We start from the raw sequence: 18,877 nt of genomic DNA on the forward strand, positions 1-18,877 counted from the left end.
CCGCCCGGGGTCAGGGTTCCAGCACGCCCCACACGCCGTCGATGCGCGCCTCCAGCGGCCGGAAATTGATCTTGTACGCCATCTTGGGACTCTGTTCGATCCAGTAGCCCAGGTAGACGTAGGGCAGGCCCAGCTCGCGCGCCTGCTCGATCTGCCACATCACGTTGAAGGTGCCGAAGGAAGCGCCCTCGACGTCGGGATCGAAGAAGGTGTAGACCGATGACAGGCCGTCGGACAGCACGTCGATGATCGACACCATCCGCAGCGTGCCGTCCGGCTCGCGGAACTCCACCAGGCGCGTATTCACGCGGCTCTGCAGCAGGAACTGGGCGTACTGGTCGCGGCTGTCCTGGTCCATGCCGCCGCCGACGTGGCGGGTGGTCTGGTAGCGCAGGTAGAGCGCATAGTGCTCGTCCGAGAACGACAGGTTGGCCACCATCGCGGACAGGTCCGCGTGGTGCTTCCAGGCGCGGCGCTGGCTGCGGTTGGGCGCGAAGTCGTTGACGGCCACGCGCACGGGGATGCAGGCGCGGCAGCCGTCGCAGTAGGGCCGGTAAGTAAAGATCCCGCTGCGGCGGAAACCGTTGCGCACCAGTTCCGAATACACGTCCGCGTTGATCAGGTGCGAAGGCGTGGCGACCTGCGAGCGCGCCTGGCGCGCGTCGAGGTAGCTGCACGGATAGGGCGCCGTGGTATAGAACTGCAGCGTGGAAAAGGGCAAGTCATTTAAGTGCGTCATGCAATGCTCTCGAGACGACGTGTTTGACCCATTGTAGCCAAAGACGGCGCGGCGCACCGTTAGGTGGTCAACGGTGACGTAACTTCCCACCTCTCGATGGGGGGCTCGGCGATCGCCTGCCGCAGGTGGTCGAGGAAGACCTTGCGCGGAATCGGGAAGGCGCCGAGCGAGGCCAGGTGGCCGGTCTCCTGCTGGCAGTCGAGCATGCGTACGCCATGGCTGCGCAGGAAAGCGACCAGGTAGGCCAGCGCCACCTTGGAGGCGTCGGACACGCGCGCGAACATCGACTCGCCGTAGAACATGCGGCCGATGCAGACGCCATAAGCGCCGCCGACAAGTTCGCCGTCCAGCCACACTTCCGCCGAATGCGCATAGCCCATCCGGTGAAGGCCGGTGTAGCCGGCGATGATGTCTTCGGAGATCCAGGTGCCGGGCCCGTCCTTGCGCGGCGCGGCGCAGGAGCGCATCACGGATTCGAAGGCGCTGTCGAAGCGCACCACCCAGGGACCGTCCTCGCAGCGCGAACGTTCGACCTTGCGCAGGGTCTTTTTGAGGCTGTCGGAAATCTTGAAGTGGTCGGTGTACAGCACCATGCGCGGATCGGTGCTCCACCACAGGATGGGCTGGCCTTCCGAGAACCAGGGGAAGATGCCGTTGCGGTAGGCCTGCAGCAGGCGCTGGGGCGAGAGGTCGGCGCCGGCCGCGAGCAGGCCGGGCGCGTCGGTGGTCAACGCTTCGGATACGTCGGGGAACGGCGTATTTGCCTCGAGCCAGGGAATCATGGTGCGGGATGGGTCAATCGGGTTCGACGGGGGCTCGCATCGGCCTCGTGATGTCGCGGCTGTGAAAACCGTAGCTGCCGCCTTCGAGCACCTTGCGACGGTCGGCGAAGAACAGCTCCAGCGTGGTGCGGATGGTCGGGAAGGCCAGCTCGTCCCAGGGGATCTCGTGTTCGGTGTACAGCTGCACGTCCAGACTCTCGATGCCGGGCGCGAAATCCAGGTCGAGCAGGCGCGCCAGGTAGAACAGGTGGACCTGGTGCACGTGGGCGACGTTGAGCAGGGTGAACAGGTCGCCGAGTTCGACGTTGGCGCCGGCTTCCTCCTCGGTCTCGCGCACCGCGGCCTGGCCGGTGGTCTCTTCGTTTTCCATGAAGCCGGCCGGCAGCGTCCAGTAGCCGTAGCGCGGCTCGATCGCGCGCTTGCACAGCAGTACCTTGAGTTCGCCGTCCTGTTCCCAGACAGGAATCGAGCCGATCACCATCTTCGGGTTCTGGTAATGGATGGTGCCGCATTGGGTGCACACGTAGCGCGGACGGTTGTCGCCTTCGGGGATGGCCACCGTCACCGGATGGGCGCACTCGGAGCAGAATTTCATGAAAAAAGTAGGTAGTAACGTTGCCCTTACTTTACCACCGTATCGTGCCGGCTGTGCCGCAATCCGTACGCGCTGCGAGGCCCCATGCAAGCAGCTTATGCCGCACCCGGCCCGGCAAACCGGACCGGCATTGCGCAAATGGCCGGAGCTGCGTATAATACGAACCATCAGACGCGGGGTGGAGCAGTCTGGCAGCTCGTCGGGCTCATAACCCGAAGGTCACAGGTTCAAATCCTGTCCCCGCAACCAGATTCCAAGGCCGTTGATCCTGTTCAGGATCAGCGGCCTTTTCATTTTCCCTGCCGGCCCCGGCAGCGCCTGAAGCGCCTCAATCCCCATCTCCTTCGCCGCAACCCCTGCGGCCCAGTCCGGTCGAAGACATGTCGGCTGAATGCGGAGTCTTTCGATGATAACTGTGGACGAGATTAACGAAGCCTGGGGCTGGACCGGCCTGAACGCCGTGGAAGTGCTCGGGGAGAATGCCTTCGGCAACCTGATCATCCGCGACGACGAGGACCGCTACTGGCGCCTGTCGCCGCAGGACCTGTGCTGCGAACCGGTGGCCGAAGACCGCGCCGCCCTCGATGCCCTGTCGTATAACCAGGAATTCCTGAACGACTGGTATATGCCCGAACAGGTGTACCTGGCCGAATCCACGCTGGGTCCGCTCAGCGCCGGCCGCAAGTACTGCCTCAAGATACCGAGCGCGCTGGGCGGCCATTACGGGCGCGACAACCTGGCCACCGTGCCCTTGTCCGAACTGATCCGCTTCGCCGGCGAAGGCGCCCAGCAGTTCGAGGGCCTGCCGCGCTGGAAGTGAGCAGCCGCACGGAGGCTGCGAACACACTTAGAAGTCCTTCAGGAATCCCACCTGGAACAGGTCGCGGTCGTCGGTCTGGCGGAAGGTCTTGACCCGGTTGAAGTTCGCGAACACGCGCGCGTGGCGCGACACGGCGTGCTCGGCCTGGAAGGTGATCAGCAGGTTGCCGTGGGTGATGTTGTCGGCGCGCCGGTTGCGGGCGACATAGGGGCCGAGTCCGGCGCTGATCGCGAAGCGCGGCGTGACCCGCTGCACGTAGAACAACTGGGCGGCCACGCCGCGGCGATCGACCCGGGCGCCGTCGTCGCCTTCGAACAGGAACTTGCCGGACACGGCCCAGTGCTCCATGCGCTCGCCCAGGTAGCGGCGCGCTTCCAGCACGGCGGCCAGGGCGGCGTCGGTGCCGGACATATTGGTGATCGAGTTGCCGCCCGAGATGCCGAACCAGGTCTGGCCGTCGGCGGGGTCGGTTTCGGGATCGGCTTCCGAGCGGCCGAACTGGCGGCCGATGCCGATCATCAGCGCATCGGAGCGGTGCACATTGCGCATCTGTACGTGGTTGTAGCCGATGCGCAGGTGGGTGCCTTGCGGCATGAAGTTCAGCGGCAGCCGCAGGCCCACGCTGACCAGCGCGCCGACGTTGGCGTCGTCGATCTGGCGGCCGTCGATGACGGTCGTGTTCATGCTCAGGTAGGGGCCGATGCCCAGCTCGATGGCACTGCCCGCGCCCAGCTGGCGCACCATCAGCCATTGCACGGCGAAACCGTCGCGGTGGTTGTTGTCCGGATGGCCTTCGTTGTAATGGACGAAGTCGATTCGTTCGCTGAGCGTGTCCGGCAGGGGCGAACCGAACAGGGTGCGCTGCTGGCGTCCCGCGCGAACCTCGAAGGTGCGTCCGCGCATCCAGACGTTACCCTCGGCATTGCCGCCTTGGATGCGGCCGTTGCCGAATATCGCCGACAGGTAGGCGCCGTGGTCGTCCGGGGCATCGGTGATGTCGGTCGGTGCGTTCTGGGTACGTTGAGCGCTCTGGGCCTGGGCGGGGCTGGCGCATGCGAGCAGCATGGCGAGCAGGGAAAAGGATAAGGTCGGTTTAATGTTCATGACCTAAGTTTAATACCGCTTGCGTATCCCCACCAGAAACAGATCGCGGTCGTCCATCCGGACAAAGGTTTTTACGCGTCCGAAGTCGAAAAAGACCTGGATATCGCGCGACAGGGCGCGCTCGGCCTGCAGGCTGATCAGGAGGTTGCCGCGCACCGGGGCGTCGGTCTGGTCGCGCTCGCGGCGGTTCCTGGCGAAATACGGACCGATTCCTGCGCTCATCGAAAAGCCCGGCGTGACTTCCTGCACGTAGCGAAGCTGGCCCGCCAGGCCGCGCCGGTCGACGCGGCTGCCGTCGCTGCCTTCCAACAGGATCCGCGCCGACCAGGCCCAGTGCACGGCGCCGTGGTCGAGGTCGCGGCCGGCATCGAGCACGGTGACGCGGCCGGTGGCGGTGCCGGGCATGCTGGTGACCGCTGCGCCGCCCGACACGCCGAACCAGAGCGGCGTGGACGCTTCGCGGATCGGCCCCTGCGCAACCGGCCCGAACTGGCGGGCGACGCCGAGCATCAGGGCATCCGAGCGGTGCACGCCCGGCATCTGGGCATGGTTGAAGCCCAGGCGCACATACGTTCCCTCCGGCGCGGAGAACAGCCGCATGCGCAGCGCCGCGCTGAGCAGCAGGCCCCAGCGGGTATCGTCGAGCTGGCGGCCGTCGAGGAAGGTCGTGTTCATGCTCAGGTAGGGGCCGACGCCGAACTCGGCGGACAGCCGCTCGCCGGCGCGCCAGACACCCGCCCATTGCAGGGCGAAGCCGTCGCGGTGATTGTTGTCGGGGTGGCCTTCGTTGTAGTAGACGACGTCGATGCGGCTGCCGGCAGCCTCGTTCAGCGGCCGGCCGATGCGCAGTTCGCCGGCGCGGCTGCGCATCCAGCGGTTGCCGACGGCCTGGCCGCCCTCGATGCGGCCGCCGCCGTGCTGCACCGAAAGATAAGTGCCGCTGTCGGCCGTCTCATCCCCGGCCTTGGCGCTGCCGGCCCAGGCCAGCAGCAGTACGCAGATGCATGCTCGTGCTTTCATTCCCGACCCCGTAGCTGACGACCTCATCAGTCTCACCAGGCGGGATGCCGCCGCCTTGTGTTAGCTCAGGCTCGCCCACAGGTGGGCCGCGGCCATGGTGCGATGCGGGCGGTAGTTGGCGAGAAAGGCCGCGGCTTCCGCCAGGTTCGGGCGTTCCGCCGTGCCGAGCAGGCGGGCGATGGCGGTCCGCACGGCAACGTCGCCTTCGAGCGAGCAATCGGCAAAGCCATAGCCGCGCAGCAGGCCGTAATTCACGGTCCAGGGACCGATGCCCTTTACCGCCAGCAGGCGCTCGCCGACCTCGTGCAGATCGGCATCGCGGTCCAGGGGAAGCAGTCCGTCGGCCAGCAGGCGCGCCAGCCGCAGCAGGGTCTCGGCCTTGGCGCGCGAGAACTTGCGGCTGGTGAGCTGGTCGAGGTCGAGGCGGGCCGCATCCTCCGCGTCAGGATAGCACCACAGGCCGTCCGGGTGCGCGCAGCCGGCCAGCGAGATGAAGGTGCGGCGCAGGGAGATCGCGAACGCCAGGTTGATCTGCTGGCCGATGACGGCCCAGCTCAGGGCTTCGAAGACGCTGGCCGACTGGATCACGCGCAGCCCGTGCTCACGCGCCACCAGCGGCGCGAACAGGGGATCGTCCGCTACCTGCGCCTCGAAGGGAGCGGGATCGATGCGCAGGCCCAGCACGTTGAGCAGCATGCCCTCCACCTGGGCCGGCAGCCGGGCGGCATCGATGTCGACCGTGCACAGGGCCCGGTCCGGATGCGTACCCAGGTCGATGCCGAGCACCGCCGGCACGCCGTCGGCCATCACGCCCTTGCGGATGGTGCGGGCGTCGATGCGCTCGGCCAGGCCTTCGGCGTCACGGCCGTGGAAGGTGAAGACGTCCTGCCGGCGGTAGTCCGGCGGCAGCGCGATGGCCAGTTCGAAGCGGCTCATTTACCTGTTGCCGGTGCAGTGGAGCGCCGCTCCGCGCCGCGGCCGAAGCGCGGCACGAAGCCCGTCACCAGGGCGGTGCCGAGCAGCACGATGGCGGAGCCGGCGATGGTGTACCAGCCGATGGTCTCGCCGAGGAAGAGGGCGCCCCACAGGATGCCGAAAACCGGGTTCAGGAAGGTCACCGTCAGGGCCGACGTGGTGCCGACTTCCTCGATCAGGCGGAAGTAGAGGATATAGGCGATGCCGCTGCACAGCACGCCCAGTGCCACGACCGCGCCGACGATGCCTGGTGTCGGCGTGCCCGTCATCGGGAAGAAGGGCAGGGCCGGCAGCACCATCAGGCTCGAGGTCCACATGGTGCCGTGGGCGTTGGCGAAGGGTTCGACGCTCTTCGCCGAGCGCGCATACTGGCTGGCGATGCCGTAGCTCAGCGCGGCCACGAGGGCGGCGGCCACGGCCAGGCCGGCGCCCGGCTTGCTGGAGACATGATCGAAGCCGACCAGCAGGGCCACGCCCGCCGTTCCCAGGAGCAGGCCGAGGGCGGTGCGCAGGCCGATCGCATGGCGGGTCCAGATCGCGCCGACGATCGCGCCCCACATCGGCGCGGTGGCGTTCAGCACCGACAGCACCGATGCCGACAGGGTGCGCGCGCCGAACGCGAACAGCAGGAAGGGCAGGGCGGAATTGAAGAAGCCGAGGATGAAGAAATGTTTCCAGTTGGCGCGCAGGTCGAGGCGCTTCTTCAGCACGAAGCCGACCGCGGCCAGGAACAGGGCGGCGAACAGCACGCGGAACTCGATCAGCACCGCCGGCCCCAGCACGGGGGCGCTGATGCGCATGAAGAGGAAGGAGCCGCCCCAGATGGCGGCAAGGGAGATGAGGCGCAGCAGGTTGGCGGTGTTCATTGCGTTATTCCGTGTGAAGCGTCAGGCATGATGGCCTGATGCGGCGCCGAAGGCTCTCCGTTTCTTGCTGCCGAATTGGAAAGTGCGGCGGGGAACTGGCAATGATACAAAAAATGCTGGGCAGCTGCTGACGGCCCGGGAATGACGGTTACAGGCTTACGGCACCATGGCCTTCTTCGCCGCCCTCTTGGCCTTGATTTCCGCCTGCGCCTTCTCGATCGCCGCCAGGCGTGCCGCGATGGCCGGGTGGTTGGCGCTGTAGCCGTTCAGCACCGTGGCCGGATGCGTTTCGTTCAGGCGCTTCCAGAAATTGTCGGCGTTGTCGATGCCGTAGCCGGCGCGGGCGGCCAGGTAGAGGCTGAGGCGGTCGGCGGCGGCATCCATCTCGGGCGGCATGGCCTTGACGCCGCCGCTGCCGATCAGCATCGAAGTGTCCGGCGTGACGCTCTTGAGGTTGTCGATGATGCTGCCGATGGTCGACACGTTGCGCTGGGCGGCGGCGTGGCCGAGCATGTTGTGGGCCATGGTCTTGGCCAGTACGTAGGCCAGTTCCTCGTCGTTGCGCGTGAAGTTGATCATGCCGCGCGTGACCAGCACGCGCGAGCCGTCGGCATAGGCGTTGACGTTGTCGGCGTTGCCCAGTTCGATCGCGAAGGCGCAGGCGCGCGTGACCGGAATCGAGAGCTGGCGCTCGCTGTCGTGGCGTTCCACCGTCATCGGCAGCGTGGCCTGGGAAGCGATGATCTTGCCGAAGATGCTGCCGGCCTGGCTCAGCGCGTGCTGGCCGGTGGGCAGCGGCTTGCCGCCGGCGGAGAGCAGCACGTCGCCGGTCTGCAGGCCGGCCTTGGCGGCGCCGCTGCCGGCCAGCACGCTGGTCACCTGCAGGCGTTCGTCCATGCCGAAGGCGACATGCGCGGCCTCGTTGTAGTCGCCCGGGTAGGACCAGCGGTTCTTGGCGGTAAAGCCGAGCAGGGCCCTGGCCTGGCCCTTGCACAGTTCGGCGTTCTGGATGAGGAGGGGAGCGGCCACCTTGTACAGGCGATTTTGCAGGTCCGCCATCTTGGTCAGGGTGTCGGCGGCGGCGGCCATCTGCGGGTTCAGGACAGGCGCCTCGGGCGTGCGTTCGACGACGCGCGGTACCGTTCCTGGTTGCTGCGGTGCCTGGGTGGCGCAGCCGGTCAACAGCAGGGCGATGGATGTGGCGAATGCAGCCGCGAAGCGATTGGCGCTCATGTGCTCCTCATGTCTGGTTTATTGTTTGCCGGTGCTGCCGAATCCTCCGGTGCCCCGGTCGCTCGATGCGAACTCCTCCACGACGTTGAAACCAACCTGAACGACGGGAACCACGACCAGCTGCGCAAGCCTGTCCATCGGCTGCAGCGTGAACGTGGACTGGCCCCGGTTCCAGGTCGATACCATCAGCTGGCCCTGGTAATCGGAGTCGATCAAGCCTACCAGATTGCCGAGAACGATGCCGTTCTTATGGCCGAGGCCACTGCGCGGCAGGATCATAGCCGCATGGCCCGGGTCGGCGATGTGGATGGCGAGGCCGGTCGGCACCAGCACCGTCTGGCCCGGTTCGAGCACGAGCGGCGCATCGATGCAGGCGCGCAGGTCCAGGCCCGCGCTGCCGCCGGTGGCGTAGGCGGGCAGGAAGTCCTTCATGCGCGGGTCGAGAATCTTGAGGTCGATCTGTTTCATGGAGAGTGATGCGTGGAGCGTGAAGCGTTGATGGGTGGATCAGGTAAGTAGCGACCGCTGTTCGAGGCGCTTGGCGATTTCCGAGACCAGCTGGCGCGCCAGCTGCAGCTTGCCCGCCTGTGGCAGCACGGTGTGGCCGCTGTCGTCGAACAGGACGATGGCATTCTCATCCTGCCCGAAGGTATGGTGGCCGATATTGCCGACCAACAAAGGGATGCCTTTCTTCTCGCGCTTGGCGGCGCCGTATTCGATCAGGTTTTCCGACTCGGCGGCAAAGCCGACGCAGTAGGGCCAGCCGCTCAGCGAGGTGGTGGCGGCGACGGTCGCGAGGATGTCCGGATTCTGCGCGAACTGCAGCTCCGGCGTGCCGCTGCCGTCCTTCTTGATCTTCTGCGCGCTGGCATTCTCGACGCGCCAGTCTGCCACCGCGGCCACGCCGACGAAGATGTGCTGGCCGGCGATGCCCGCCATGACGGCGTCCAGCATCTGCCGGGCGCTCTGCACGTCGATGCGGCGCACGCCGTGCGGCGTGTCGAGCGCGGTCGGACCCGATACCAGGGTCACCTCGGCGCCGGCTTCGCGCGCGGCGCGCGCCACCGCATAGCCCATCTTGCCGGACGACAGATTGGTGATGCCGCGCACCGGGTCGATCGCCTCGTAGGTCGGACCGGCCGTGATCAGCACGCGCTTGCCCGCCAGGACCTTGGGCTGGAACGAGGCCACCAGCTCTTCCAGCAGCTCGTGCGGCTCCAGCATGCGGCCCATGCCGGTCTCGCCGCAGGCCTGGGAGCCGGCGGCCGGACCAAAGATCTGCACGCCGTCTTCGCGCAGCTGCGCGACGTTGCGCTGGGTCGCCGGCTTTTCCCACATCTCGACGTTCATGGCCGGCGCCACCAGCAGCGGCACCTGGTGCGGGCGCGCCAGGCACAGGGTCGACAGCAGGTCGTCGGTGGCGCCGTGGGCCAGCTTGAACAGGAAGTCGGCCGAGCAGGGCGCGACCAGGATCGCATCGGCGTCGCGTGTCAGGTCGATGTGGGCCATGTTGTTGGGGACGCGGCCGTCCCACTGGTCGGTGTAGACGGTGCGGCCGGACAGGGCCTGCATCGTCACCGGACCGATGAAGTGGGTGGCGGCATCGGTCATCACGACCTGCACGCTCGCGCCTTCCTTGGCCAGGGCGCGGCACAGTTCCGCGGCCTTGTAGCAGGCCACGCCGCCGGACAGGCCGAGGACGATCTTCTTGCCCTTCAGGTCCATGCTCATGGGAAGCTCCTTAGTGCTTGTTCACCCGGCGCAGTTCGTCGAAGATGAACAGGACCGCACCGATGGTGATCGCGCTGTCGGCGATGTTAAAGGCCGGGAAGTGGCCGACGCCGGACAGGTGGAAATCGAGGAAGTCGATCACGTGGCCGTAGGCCAGGCGGTCGATCAGGTTGCCCAGCGCGCCGCCCATGATCAGGGCCAGGGCCCAGCAGAACATGCGCTGGCCGGCGTGTTTGCGCAGCAGGTAGATGATGAATACCACGGCGGCGATGGCGATGCCGGCGAAGAAGTACTTCTGCCAGCCGCCCTGGTTGGACAGGAAGCTGAAGGCGGCGCCCGGGTTATACGCCAGCACCAGGTTGAAGAAGCTGGTGATCGGCTTCTCTTCGCCGTGCATGAAGGTGCGGGTGATGGTGATCTTGCTGATCTGGTCGAGCAGGATCACGATGAAGGCAATGCCAATCCAGGGCGCGAGGCTGGCGCCGGAGCTGGATTTGACGGCGGTGAAGCTTGGTTTGGTTTTTTTTGTGGCCATGGCTTGGACGATGAGGGAGGGGGTGCCCGCCCGCGCGGCCCTGTCGGACCGCATGCGGGCGGCGGCTTCTCAATGCTTAGGCAAAGCGGCGCTGCTCACCGCTGCCGAACAGATTGCTCGTGCAGCGGCCGCACAGGCCCGGATGCGCATGGTCGTGGCCGACGTCGCGGCGGTAGTGCCAGCAGCGCTCGCACTTTTCCGCTTCGGACGGGGTCACGGTTACCGCTTCCTGGGCCGCGTCCTCGACCTTCTCGACGCCCGCCTGCGAGGTGATGAAGACGAACTTCAGGTCGTCGTCCAGGCTGGCCAGCGCGTCGTACTTCTCGCCGGCGGCCTTGAGCGCCAGTTCCGCCTGCAGCGAGGAGCCGATCGCGCCGGATGCGCGCACTTCCTCGAGCTGCTTGGTGACGTCGGCACGCACTGCGCGCAGCAGGGCGTACTTGGCCACCAGGGCGTCGCGGCCGGCGATCTCCGGGAAGTTCCAGAGGGTCTGGGTAAAGATCGTCTCGTCGCTTTCCGCATAGGCTTTCTCGCCGGCGAACACGGCCCAGGCTTCCTCGGTGGTGAAGGACAGGATCGGCGCCATGATGCGCAGCAGGGCGTGCGCGATATGCCACAGCGCGGTCTGCGCCGAACGGCGGGAGAGCGAGTCGACGCCGGTCGTGTACAGGCGGTCCTTCAGGATGTCGAGGTAGAAGCCACCCAGGTCTTCCGAGCAGAAGTTCTGCAGGCGGGCGACCACCGGGTGGAACTCGTAGCGTTCGAAATGGGCTGCGATGTCGGCTTGCAGCTTCTCGGTCTCGGCCAGCGCGTAGCGGTCGATCTCCAGCATCTCGGCCACTGGCACGGCGTTCCTGGCCGGATCGAAGTCCGAGGTGTTCGCCAGCAGGAAGCGCAGGGTGTTGCGGATGCGGCGGTAGGACTCGGTCACGCGCTTGAGGATCTCTTCGCCGATCGACAGCTCGCCGGTATAGTCGGTCGAGGCCACCCACAGGCGCAGGATGTCGGCGCCCAGCGTATCCGAGATCTTCTGCGGCGCCAGCGTGTTACCCAGCGACTTCGACATCTTCTTGCCGTTTTCGTCGACGGTGAAGCCGTGGGTCAGCAGCGCCTTGTACGGCGGACGGCCGTTCAGCATCGACGAGGTCAGCAGCGAGGAGTGGAACCAGCCGCGGTGCTGGTCCGAGCCTTCCAGGTAGAGGTCGGCCGGGAAGGCCAGCTGTTCCTTGTGCGAGCCGCGCAGCACGGTCTGGTGGGTGGTGCCGGAATCGAACCAGACGTCCAGGGTGTCGCGGTTCTTCTCAAAGATCTCGGCGTCATCGCCCAGCAGCTCGCGCGGGTCGAGCTGGTGCCAGGCGTCGATGCCGTTCGCTTCGATCAGCTTGGCCACCTGCTCCAGCAGTTCCGGGGTGCGCGGGTGCAGCGCGCCGGTCTCCTTGTGGATGAAGAAGGCCATCGGCACGCCCCACTGGCGCTGGCGCGACAGGGTCCAGTCCGGACGGTTGGCGATCATGCCGTGCAGGCGCGCCTGGCCCCAGTCCGGGAAGAATTTGGTGGCGTCGATGCCGGCCAGCGCGGTCTCGCGCAGGGTCGGGCCGCCGTCCTTCGGTGTGACGTCCATGCCGGCGAACCACTGGCTGGTGGCGCGGTAGACGATCGGGGTCTTGTGGCGCCAGCAGTGCATGTAGCTGTGGTCGAACATCTTCAGCTCGAACAGGGCGCGCGCTTCGGTCAGGGCGGAGCAGATCGGTTTGCTGGCTTCCCAGATCGTCATGCCGCCGAACAGCGGCAGGGTCGAGGCGAAGCGGCCGTCGCCCATCACCGGTTTCAGGATCTCGTCATCCTTCATGCCGTGCGCCTTGCAGGACTGGAAGTCTTCCAGGCCGTAGGCCGGGGCCGAGTGGACCACGCCGGTGCCGCTGTCGGTGGTGACGTAATCGGCCAGGTAGACCGGCGAAGTGCGGTCGTAGAAGGGGTCGGCCTTGTGCAGCGGGTGCTTGAAGCGGATGCCTTCCAGCTTGGCGCCTTCGGTGGTCGCGACGATCTCACCTTCCAGCTTGTAGCGCTGCAGGACGGATTCCGCCAGGTCTTTCGCGATGATCAGCAGGACCGGCTTGCCGTCCTTCTCGGTCTTCACCAGCGCATACGTCACTTCCGGGTGCACGTTCAGCGCCTGGTTCGACGGGATGGTCCACGGGGTGGTGGTCCAGATCACGATGAAGCCGTCGCCTGCCGGCAGTTCGGCCAGGCCGAAAGCGGCGGCCAGCTTTTGCGGTTCCGCGAACGGGAAGCCGACGTCGATCGCCGGATCGCGCTTGTCCTGGTATTCCACCTCTGCCTCGGCCAGCGCCGAGCCGCAGTCGAAGCACCAGTTCACCGGCTTCAGGCCGCGGTAGACGTAACCCTTTTCCAGCAGCGTGCCGAGGGCGCGCAGTTCGTCGGCCTCGTTACCGTAGGCCATGGTCATGTAGGGATTGTCCCATTCGCCCAGTACGCCCAGGCGGATGAAGCCGGCGCGCTGGCGGTCGATCTGCTCGAGGGCGTAGGCGCGGGCTTTCTGAAGAACTTCGGCAGTCGGTAGATTTTTGCCGTACAGTTTTTCGATCTGGATCTCGATCGGCATGCCGTGGCAGTCCCAGCCCGGCACATAGGGCGCGTCGAAACCGGCCATGGTGCGCGATTTGACGACCATGTCCTTCAGGATCTTGTTGACGGCGTGGCCCAGGTGGATGTCACCGTTGGCGTAGGGCGGACCGTCGTGCAGCACGAACTTCGGACGGCCGGCAGCCGCCTTGCGGACGCGCTCGTAAATCTTTTTCTCTTGCCATTGCTTGACCCAGCCCGGTTCGCGCTTGGCGAGGTCGCCGCGCATCGGGAAGGCGGTATCGGTCATGTTGACCGGATATTTGCTGTCGGGCTTGTTGCCCCCTTGTTTGGCGCCTTTCGGGCCGTTCTTCGTATCGGACATAGGATTTTTCTAAAGTGGACTGCTGTTGTGCGTGAAGCGTGTAGAGCGGGCCACGCCGCGTCAGGCGGCATGGCCAGGGTCGTTCACGTTCAAATTCGGTCGGTGGCGGTGAGGGCAGCGCGGCGCTGGGCGAACCAGGCCCGTGCCTGCTGGGCGTCACGGTCGATTGCCGCGGTCAGGGTCGGCAGGTCGATGTATTTTTCTTCGTCGCGCAGTTTCTTCAGGAATTCGACGCGCACCAGCTTGCCGTAGCAGGGCTGGTTCCAGTCGAACACATGGACTTCGAGCAGCATGCGGCCTGCATCCTCGACGGTCGGGCGCACGCCCAGGCTGGCGACGGCCGGCAGCGGCTGATCCGCCAGGCCATGTACCTGCACCACGAAGATGCCGGCCAGGGCCGGGCGGTGGGCGACACGCAGGTTCAGTGTCGGGAAGCCCAGCGTACGGCCGAGCTTGGCGCCATGGATCACGTGGCCGGACATCGAATAGGGATGGCCGAGCAGGGCGCGGGTGGCGTCGAAATCGCCGGCCGCCAGCGCGGCGCGCACGGCCGAGGACGAGATCCGGGTGGCGTCGTGCAGCACGGCGGGCAGGCTGTGCACCTCGAAGCCGTATTCCTTGCCGGCTTCAAGCAGCTGGGCGACATTGCCGGCGCGGCGGGCGCCGTAGCAGAAGTCGTCGCCGACCATCAGCCACTTCACGTGCAGGCCTTCGACCAGCACCTTTTCCGTGAATTCCCTCGGTGACATCGAGGCGAAGTGCTCATTGAAATGCTCGACGATGACGCGGTCGACGCCTGCCTCGGATAGCGATTCCAGCTTGTCGCGCAGGTTGGCGATGCGGGCCGGCGCCTTCGACAGGTCGTTTGCCCGGCGGGCGAAATATTCGCGCGGATGCGGCTCGAAGGTCATCACGGCGGATTCCAGTCCAAGGCGCCGTGCGGCCGCGGTCACGTGCGCCAACAACGCCTGATGTCCGCGGTGGACACCGTCGAAGTTGCCGATCGTGAGTGCGCAAGGGGCGCGCGCCCTGTCGTTGGGAAGTCCGCGAAATACCTTCATTGGATGATTCGTGCTCCGAGGCGAAATACCAGATTATACGGCAAAGGACATGTTGCACAGCGCAATGCCCTCAATGCCCTATATGACCATGGGAAAGAAAAAAGCGCCGCCTGCAGGGCAGGGCGGCGCTTTTCAGCGATGCTGGAGGAAAGTCGGGGCTCAGGCCGCCGGCTTGTTGATCGCCATGATGAAGTAACGGGCCAGGTCGGCCGCGCCATCCTTGCCGCCCACGGTCCTGAGCGTGCTGATGGCCTGCTGCTTCTTGCCGGCTGTGGCATAGGCCTCACCCAGGTGCAGCTTGGCATCTTCCGGATACTTCAGCTTGCCCGACTTGATGGCGGCTTCCATCATTTTCAGGCCCTTGTCGGCCTGGCCGGCCTGCACCAGGGCGTAGCCCAGGGCCAACAGGCCGTCCTCGTCGCCCAGTTTGTTCAGGTCGGCTTCGGTGGTGGCCAGGTTCTTGTTCTGCTCGGCCAGGTTCTTCTCGGCCAGGTCCTTCAGGCGCTGGTGACGCTCGGCATCCGGGCCGGTGCCCAGAGCGCCGGCCTTGTAGCCCTTGTCGACGACCTTCACGGCTTCAGCCGGTGCCTTGGCCTGCAGAACGAGCTGGGCCATTTCCATGAACTCGCTCGGCTTCTTCATCAGGTTGTTGGCCAGCTTCAGGCGGTAGACGTCCACCGACAGGCGGCTCGCGAAGCCCGGCTTGCCCTGCACGCGGTTCAGCAGGTCGCTCCAGTACTGGGCTTTCGGATAGTTGGCCGCCAGCTTTTCGATGGTGTTGACGTAGCCGGCCTTGTCGTTCTTCTTGAGCTGGATGTTGGCCAGCATGCCCAGCTGGTCTTCGCTGAGCGAGCCGCGCTTCTCGGCGGTGCGCAGTTCGTTTTCCAGCGCGGCGACGTTGCCCTGCTTGTAGTAGTTCTGCAGCAGGTAGGCGCGCAGTTTCGGATCGTCGCGCTCTTTCAGCTGCTTCTCGATCGCGGCGTTCGCCTTGTTCAGGTCGCCGGCACGCATGTAGATGCCGATCAGGCCATCGGAGACCTGCGATTTTTGAGCGGCGGACAGCTTACCGGAGGCGAGCAGGGTCTCGGAGGCCTTGGCGGCGGTGTCGTAGTCGCCGGCCTGCACGGCCGCGCCGAGACGGGTCATTTCGATCAGATAGGTTTCGTTGGCGGATTTGCCGCTGACGCTGTCGAGCTGGCGCAGTGTCGCCAGAGCTTCCTTGTTCTTGCCCGACTTCATCTGTTGCTGGGCTTGCTGCAGCGGTTTGCCGATTTCCGGACGGACCGTTTCGGCGGCGTAAGCCGGAGCCAGGCCAACCACGGGAGCGGCAGCGGTGAATCCGAGTGCGGCCAGTGCGAGGCCGAGATGTGCGAGGCGGAACTTGGACATTGTTAGATTTCTTCCTTCAAAATAGACACGGCAGGGAATCCCTGCCGTGTTCATTATAGCCAAAGTGACTTTACTGGAACTGTTCGTTACCGACCATACCGATCTTGGTAACGCCCAGGCGCTGCGCCGTCGCCATGACGCCAGCAACCGCCTTGTACTCAACCAGCTTGTTCGGACGCAGATGCACTTCCGGCTGGTTAGGCATTGCAGCGATGCTGTTCATCTTGGCTTCCAGAGTTGCACGATCAGGAATCGCCTGGCCATCCCAGAGGATGGTGCCGTCGAAGTCCACGTCGATCGTGACCACTTGCGGTTTTTCCGTCTGCGGCGGCGGGGTGCCAACCGGCATGTTCAGATTGACCGAGTGGTTTTGCTTCGGAATCGTGATGATCATCATAACGATGAGAACGAGCAGGACGTCGATCAGCGGCGTCATGTTCATTTCCATCATTGCTTCCGGCTCTGCGTTCCTGGCGGAGCCGCCACCTACGTTCATACCCATGGTGTTTCCTTTCAAATGTCGGGGCACGGCGGTGGCGCCGGGCTAGCCCGGCGCCACCGAGGGGTTTAGCCCTTGTCAGGCGGTTCGATGATGAAACCGACCTTCTGTACCCCAGCACGCTGTGCCGTATAGATCACCCGGCCGATCGCTTCGTAGCGGGTGGTCTGGTCGCCGCGAATCTTGACTGCAGGCTGCGGCACCTTCACCGACTGTTCCGCGAAGAACTTGAACAGTTCATCCGTGTTAGCGATGTGTTTCTGATTCCAGTACATCTCGCCTTCGGAGGTCACAGTGATGTTGATGTCTTCCGGCTTGGTCTTGGTGACCTGGTTCGCTTCAATCGGCAGGTGGACATTCTTCAACTTCAGGACCACCGGGCTGGTGACAAGGAAGATGATCAGGAGAACCAACATGATGTCGACGAGCGGCGTCGTGTTGATCTCTGACATCACGGTATCTTCATCTCCGGAATCGGAGCCGACACTCATTGCCATAATTTATCCCACTTTCTTGGCGCTCGCTGCCGCGCGACCAGCTTCCGAGGTCGACATTGCGCCCGAGATCAGGACCGAGTGAACGTCGGCGCTGAACGAACGGATGTCTTCCATGGCTGCCTTGTTGCGGCGAACCAGCCAGTTGTAACCCAGAACTGCCGGAACTGCGACGAACAGACCGAATGCAGTCATGATCAGTGCTTCACCGACCGGACCTGCAACCTTGTCGATCGAGGCGTTACCCGACATACCGATAGCGGTCAGTGCGTTGTAGATGCCCCAGACGGTACCGAACAGACCGATGAACGGCGAGGTCGAACCGACGGTTGCCAGGAACGACAGGCCATCCTGCAGACGCGACTGGACTTTGTCCACGGCGCGCTGGATCTGCATGGTCACCCAGGTCGACAGGTCGATCTGCTCGAGCAGGGCGCCGTCGTGGTGCTGGGTTGCCTTGGTGCCGGTTTCAGCGATGAAGCGGAACGGCGAGCCATCCTTCAGTTGTGCCGAGCCGGCAGCGATCGACGGAGCTTTCCAGAACTTCTGGGTGGTTTCCTTCGACTGACGCATCACTTTGGCCTGGTCCAGCAGCTTGGTGATGATGATGTACCACGAACCGATCGACATCAGCGACAGGATGATGATGGTGCCCTTGTTGACGAAGTCGCCTTCTGCCCACATTTTTGCGGGACCGTACGGGTTCTCGACCTTTTCCTTGGTGCCTTCGGCGGCCGGAGCGGCAGCCGGAGCTGCTGCGTCGGCAGCCGGAGCTGCTGCGTCGGCGGCCGGTGCGCTTGCCGCCGGAGCTGCGGCGCCTGCTGGTGCGTCAGCGAAGGCCGGTGCAGACACCAGGGCCGATGCTGCCGTTACCGAGAACAGGACTGCCGCCAGGAGAGCGGACAAACGGGTATTCTTAAACATGCTTCCTCCAAAAATTTAAAATGAACAGTTCGCTGAACAAATGACAACGAAATTTAAAACTTGAGACTTTCTTACGAGCGTCTCTCTTATTCAAGCGTCCAGACGTACTGCACCGGCTGCCATGCTTGCACGGGCACGCCATTCTCCGTTGCTGCCTTGAAGCGGCACTTACCCAGAGCTGCCTGAGCTGCCTTGTCCAGGTCACGGAAGCCGCTCGACTTCGTGATCTTGGAATCCATCACCCGACCGTCGGCACCGATCAGGAACGAAATAGTGGAGATACCAGTTTCCTCGTTACGCAGCGACGATTTCGGGTATTCCGGCTTCGCGCAGGTATTGAAGTCGGCCACTGCCTCGGTACGGCTCGGACCCTTGGACGGCGGAGCCGAAGGAGCCGGGTTTGCCGGAGGAGCGGGCGGAGCCAGGTCCCGGGACGGCGGAGGCGTGTTGGTCGCAGCCGAGATGGTGTTCTGCGGCGGCGGCGGTTGCTGCACCTGCACCTCGACCGGCGGGATGAACGGCGGCGGCGGCGCCTTCATTTCTGGCGGCGGCGGCGGCGGCGGAGTTTCCGGCGGTGGCGGCGGTTTCACGTCTTCGATCAGTTTCGTTTCCACAGCTTCCGTCACCTTGCTGACGATCTTGGTGCCAAGGCCATTAACGATTGCCCAAGCGACCAGAACGTGCAACAGAACGACGATGGCTATTCCTGTGAAATTCTTCCCGGGGTTTTTCTCATGCGAAAAATTCATGCCATATTTCTCCAATACCATCTCTTTTTTGTTGCTACTAAACCCACTAAACACGACAAAAACTCAGGGCCGCATCCGGGACATCGAGGAATTATACCTACGAATTCTTTTTTGCACATACATTTTTATACCTCCAAAGAGGGGCTAACTGCCTGTAAAAACAAGCAAACAAGCTCATCCGTAATGAGGAAGGATGGGGTGCATAATCGAGAATGCAGTTATCTTTATGGCAATGTTAGCGTTATCCCCTTGCCGATGTGTAGAAGATCAGGCCAAATAGCCCCTTCCGCCAAATTTTCCATGCCGATTTTGCCAGTTGGCAAATAAGATATGATTCAATAATGGCGTTTCTGCAAACTATAGCCATATTCATTCATGGGGGGCGTACTGTTG

At 64.4% G+C, this 18,877-nt stretch carries 19 protein-coding genes and 1 tRNA gene; 2 read left to right on the forward strand and 18 right to left on the reverse strand.

What is annotated here, in order from left to right:
* Positions 1-10: 10 nt before the first annotated feature.
* From AB4Z32_RS18730 to AB4Z32_RS18740, 3 genes are read right to left on the reverse strand one after another with little or no spacing between them, the layout of a single operon-like run.
* Positions 11-739, reverse strand: a complete 729-nt coding sequence (locus AB4Z32_RS18730) for an arginyltransferase (RefSeq protein ID WP_442123372.1) — start codon at positions 737-739, stop codon at positions 11-13.
* A gap of 59 nt (positions 740-798) precedes the next feature.
* Entirely contained in the window at positions 799-1,521 is a 723-nt protein-coding gene (gene aat / locus AB4Z32_RS18735) for a leucyl/phenylalanyl-tRNA--protein transferase (RefSeq protein WP_442123373.1), read from the reverse strand.
* A 13-nt stretch (positions 1,522-1,534) separates the two neighbouring features.
* Positions 1,535-2,116, reverse strand: coding sequence for an NUDIX hydrolase (locus AB4Z32_RS18740; RefSeq protein WP_442123374.1), 582 nt, complete (start codon positions 2,114-2,116; stop codon positions 1,535-1,537).
* A 172-nt stretch (positions 2,117-2,288) separates the two neighbouring features.
* Here AB4Z32_RS18740 and AB4Z32_RS18745 point away from each other — a divergent pair.
* Together AB4Z32_RS18745 and AB4Z32_RS18750 are read left to right on the forward strand one after the other, a co-directional pair.
* A tRNA-Met gene (locus tag AB4Z32_RS18745) sits at positions 2,289-2,365 on the forward strand.
* A gap of 157 nt (positions 2,366-2,522) precedes the next feature.
* On the forward strand, positions 2,523-2,936 hold the full coding sequence (locus AB4Z32_RS18750; protein WP_442123375.1) for a T6SS immunity protein Tdi1 domain-containing protein: 414 nt from the start codon (positions 2,523-2,525) through the stop codon (positions 2,934-2,936).
* A gap of 27 nt (positions 2,937-2,963) precedes the next feature.
* On the opposite strand, the gene AB4Z32_RS18755 is transcribed toward AB4Z32_RS18750, so the two are convergent.
* From AB4Z32_RS18755 to AB4Z32_RS18825, 15 genes are all read right to left on the reverse strand, one after another.
* On the reverse strand, positions 2,964-4,040 hold the full coding sequence (locus AB4Z32_RS18755; protein ID WP_442123376.1) for a hypothetical protein: 1,077 nt from the start codon (positions 4,038-4,040) through the stop codon (positions 2,964-2,966).
* A gap of 9 nt (positions 4,041-4,049) precedes the next feature.
* On the reverse strand, positions 4,050-5,060 hold the full coding sequence (locus AB4Z32_RS18760; protein ID WP_442123377.1) for a hypothetical protein: 1,011 nt from the start codon (positions 5,058-5,060) through the stop codon (positions 4,050-4,052).
* Between the two features lie 60 nt (positions 5,061-5,120).
* Positions 5,121-5,996 (reverse strand): DNA-3-methyladenine glycosylase 2, encoded by an 876-nt coding sequence (locus AB4Z32_RS18765; RefSeq protein ID WP_442123378.1) that lies wholly within the window; start codon positions 5,994-5,996, stop codon positions 5,121-5,123.
* Positions 5,993-6,901 carry a DMT family transporter gene (locus tag AB4Z32_RS18770; protein ID WP_442123379.1) on the reverse strand — a complete coding sequence of 303 codons (909 nt, stop codon included), beginning with the start codon at positions 6,899-6,901 and terminating at the stop codon, positions 5,993-5,995. The genes AB4Z32_RS18765 and AB4Z32_RS18770 overlap by 4 nt, the downstream gene beginning before the upstream one ends.
* A gap of 156 nt (positions 6,902-7,057) precedes the next feature.
* Positions 7,058-8,134 (reverse strand): M48 family metalloprotease, encoded by a 1,077-nt coding sequence (locus AB4Z32_RS18775; RefSeq protein ID WP_442123380.1) that lies wholly within the window; start codon positions 8,132-8,134, stop codon positions 7,058-7,060.
* Between the two features lie 18 nt (positions 8,135-8,152).
* A complete protein-coding gene (dut, locus tag AB4Z32_RS18780; RefSeq protein ID WP_442123381.1) occupies positions 8,153-8,602 on the reverse strand; it encodes a dUTP diphosphatase in 450 nt (149 codons plus the stop codon).
* A 39-nt stretch (positions 8,603-8,641) separates the two neighbouring features.
* Complete coding sequence (coaBC, locus tag AB4Z32_RS18785; RefSeq protein ID WP_442123441.1) at positions 8,642-9,859, reverse strand: bifunctional phosphopantothenoylcysteine decarboxylase/phosphopantothenate--cysteine ligase CoaBC; 1,218 nt, start codon at positions 9,857-9,859, stop codon at positions 8,642-8,644.
* Positions 9,860-9,875: 16 nt separating this feature from the next.
* A complete protein-coding gene (gene lspA / locus AB4Z32_RS18790; protein ID WP_442123382.1) occupies positions 9,876-10,400 on the reverse strand; it encodes a signal peptidase II in 525 nt (174 codons plus the stop codon).
* Between the two features lie 76 nt (positions 10,401-10,476).
* The gene (ileS, locus tag AB4Z32_RS18795; protein WP_442123383.1) at positions 10,477-13,368 is read right to left on the reverse strand and encodes an isoleucine--tRNA ligase; all 2,892 of its coding nucleotides are present in this window, start codon (positions 13,366-13,368) and stop codon (positions 10,477-10,479) included.
* Between the two features lie 89 nt (positions 13,369-13,457).
* Complete coding sequence (locus tag AB4Z32_RS18800) at positions 13,458-14,429, reverse strand: bifunctional riboflavin kinase/FAD synthetase (RefSeq protein ID WP_442123384.1); 972 nt, start codon at positions 14,427-14,429, stop codon at positions 13,458-13,460.
* Between the two features lie 159 nt (positions 14,430-14,588).
* Positions 14,589-15,818 carry a hypothetical protein gene (locus AB4Z32_RS18805; RefSeq protein ID WP_442123385.1) on the reverse strand — a complete coding sequence of 410 codons (1,230 nt, stop codon included), beginning with the start codon at positions 15,816-15,818 and terminating at the stop codon, positions 14,589-14,591.
* Positions 15,819-15,888: 70 nt separating this feature from the next.
* Positions 15,889-16,320 carry an ExbD/TolR family protein gene (locus tag AB4Z32_RS18810; protein WP_442123386.1) on the reverse strand — a complete coding sequence of 144 codons (432 nt, stop codon included), beginning with the start codon at positions 16,318-16,320 and terminating at the stop codon, positions 15,889-15,891.
* A 65-nt stretch (positions 16,321-16,385) separates the two neighbouring features.
* Positions 16,386-16,814 (reverse strand): ExbD/TolR family protein, encoded by a 429-nt coding sequence (locus AB4Z32_RS18815; protein WP_442123387.1) that lies wholly within the window; start codon positions 16,812-16,814, stop codon positions 16,386-16,388.
* A 3-nt stretch (positions 16,815-16,817) separates the two neighbouring features.
* Positions 16,818-17,735 carry a MotA/TolQ/ExbB proton channel family protein gene (locus tag AB4Z32_RS18820; RefSeq protein ID WP_442123388.1) on the reverse strand — a complete coding sequence of 306 codons (918 nt, stop codon included), beginning with the start codon at positions 17,733-17,735 and terminating at the stop codon, positions 16,818-16,820.
* Between the two features lie 86 nt (positions 17,736-17,821).
* Positions 17,822-18,484: an energy transducer TonB gene (locus AB4Z32_RS18825; protein ID WP_442123442.1), complete on the reverse strand. Its 663-nt coding sequence runs from the start codon at positions 18,482-18,484 to the stop codon at positions 17,822-17,824.
* Positions 18,485-18,877: the final 393 nt, after the last annotated feature.

The sequence above is a fragment of the Massilia sp. 2TAF26 genome, assembly GCF_052115005.1.
In the GTDB taxonomy this organism is placed as follows: domain Bacteria; phylum Pseudomonadota; class Gammaproteobacteria; order Burkholderiales; family Burkholderiaceae_D; genus Telluria.

Coding starts and splice junctions, on each gene's coding strand:
- AB4Z32_RS18730 (WP_442123372.1), bottom strand. CDS start 739: ATGACGCACTTAAATGACTTGCCCTTTTCCACGCTGCAGTTCTATACC.
- AB4Z32_RS18815 (WP_442123387.1), bottom strand. CDS start 16,814: ATGGCAATGAGTGTCGGCTCCGATTCCGGAGATGAAGATACCGTGATG.
- AB4Z32_RS18825 (WP_442123442.1), bottom strand. CDS start 18,484: ATGAATTTTTCGCATGAGAAAAACCCCGGGAAGAATTTCACAGGAATA.
- dut (WP_442123381.1), bottom strand. CDS start 8,602: ATGAAACAGATCGACCTCAAGATTCTCGACCCGCGCATGAAGGACTTC.
- AB4Z32_RS18740 (WP_442123374.1), bottom strand. CDS start 2,116: ATGAAATTCTGCTCCGAGTGCGCCCATCCGGTGACGGTGGCCATCCCC.
- AB4Z32_RS18765 (WP_442123378.1), bottom strand. CDS start 5,996: ATGAGCCGCTTCGAACTGGCCATCGCGCTGCCGCCGGACTACCGCCGG.
- AB4Z32_RS18820 (WP_442123388.1), bottom strand. CDS start 17,735: ATGTTTAAGAATACCCGTTTGTCCGCTCTCCTGGCGGCAGTCCTGTTC.
- AB4Z32_RS18805 (WP_442123385.1), bottom strand. CDS start 15,818: ATGTCCAAGTTCCGCCTCGCACATCTCGGCCTCGCACTGGCCGCACTC.
- coaBC (WP_442123441.1), bottom strand. CDS start 9,859: ATGGACCTGAAGGGCAAGAAGATCGTCCTCGGCCTGTCCGGCGGCGTG.
- AB4Z32_RS18760 (WP_442123377.1), bottom strand. CDS start 5,060: ATGAAAGCACGAGCATGCATCTGCGTACTGCTGCTGGCCTGGGCCGGC.
- lspA (WP_442123382.1), bottom strand. CDS start 10,400: ATGGCCACAAAAAAAACCAAACCAAGCTTCACCGCCGTCAAATCCAGC.
- ileS (WP_442123383.1), bottom strand. CDS start 13,368: ATGTCCGATACGAAGAACGGCCCGAAAGGCGCCAAACAAGGGGGCAAC.
- AB4Z32_RS18750 (WP_442123375.1), top strand. CDS start 2,523: ATGATAACTGTGGACGAGATTAACGAAGCCTGGGGCTGGACCGGCCTG.
- AB4Z32_RS18800 (WP_442123384.1), bottom strand. CDS start 14,429: ATGAAGGTATTTCGCGGACTTCCCAACGACAGGGCGCGCGCCCCTTGC.
- AB4Z32_RS18810 (WP_442123386.1), bottom strand. CDS start 16,320: ATGGGTATGAACGTAGGTGGCGGCTCCGCCAGGAACGCAGAGCCGGAA.
- aat (WP_442123373.1), bottom strand. CDS start 1,521: ATGATTCCCTGGCTCGAGGCAAATACGCCGTTCCCCGACGTATCCGAA.
- AB4Z32_RS18755 (WP_442123376.1), bottom strand. CDS start 4,040: ATGAACATTAAACCGACCTTATCCTTTTCCCTGCTCGCCATGCTGCTC.
- AB4Z32_RS18775 (WP_442123380.1), bottom strand. CDS start 8,134: ATGAGCGCCAATCGCTTCGCGGCTGCATTCGCCACATCCATCGCCCTG.
- AB4Z32_RS18770 (WP_442123379.1), bottom strand. CDS start 6,901: ATGAACACCGCCAACCTGCTGCGCCTCATCTCCCTTGCCGCCATCTGG.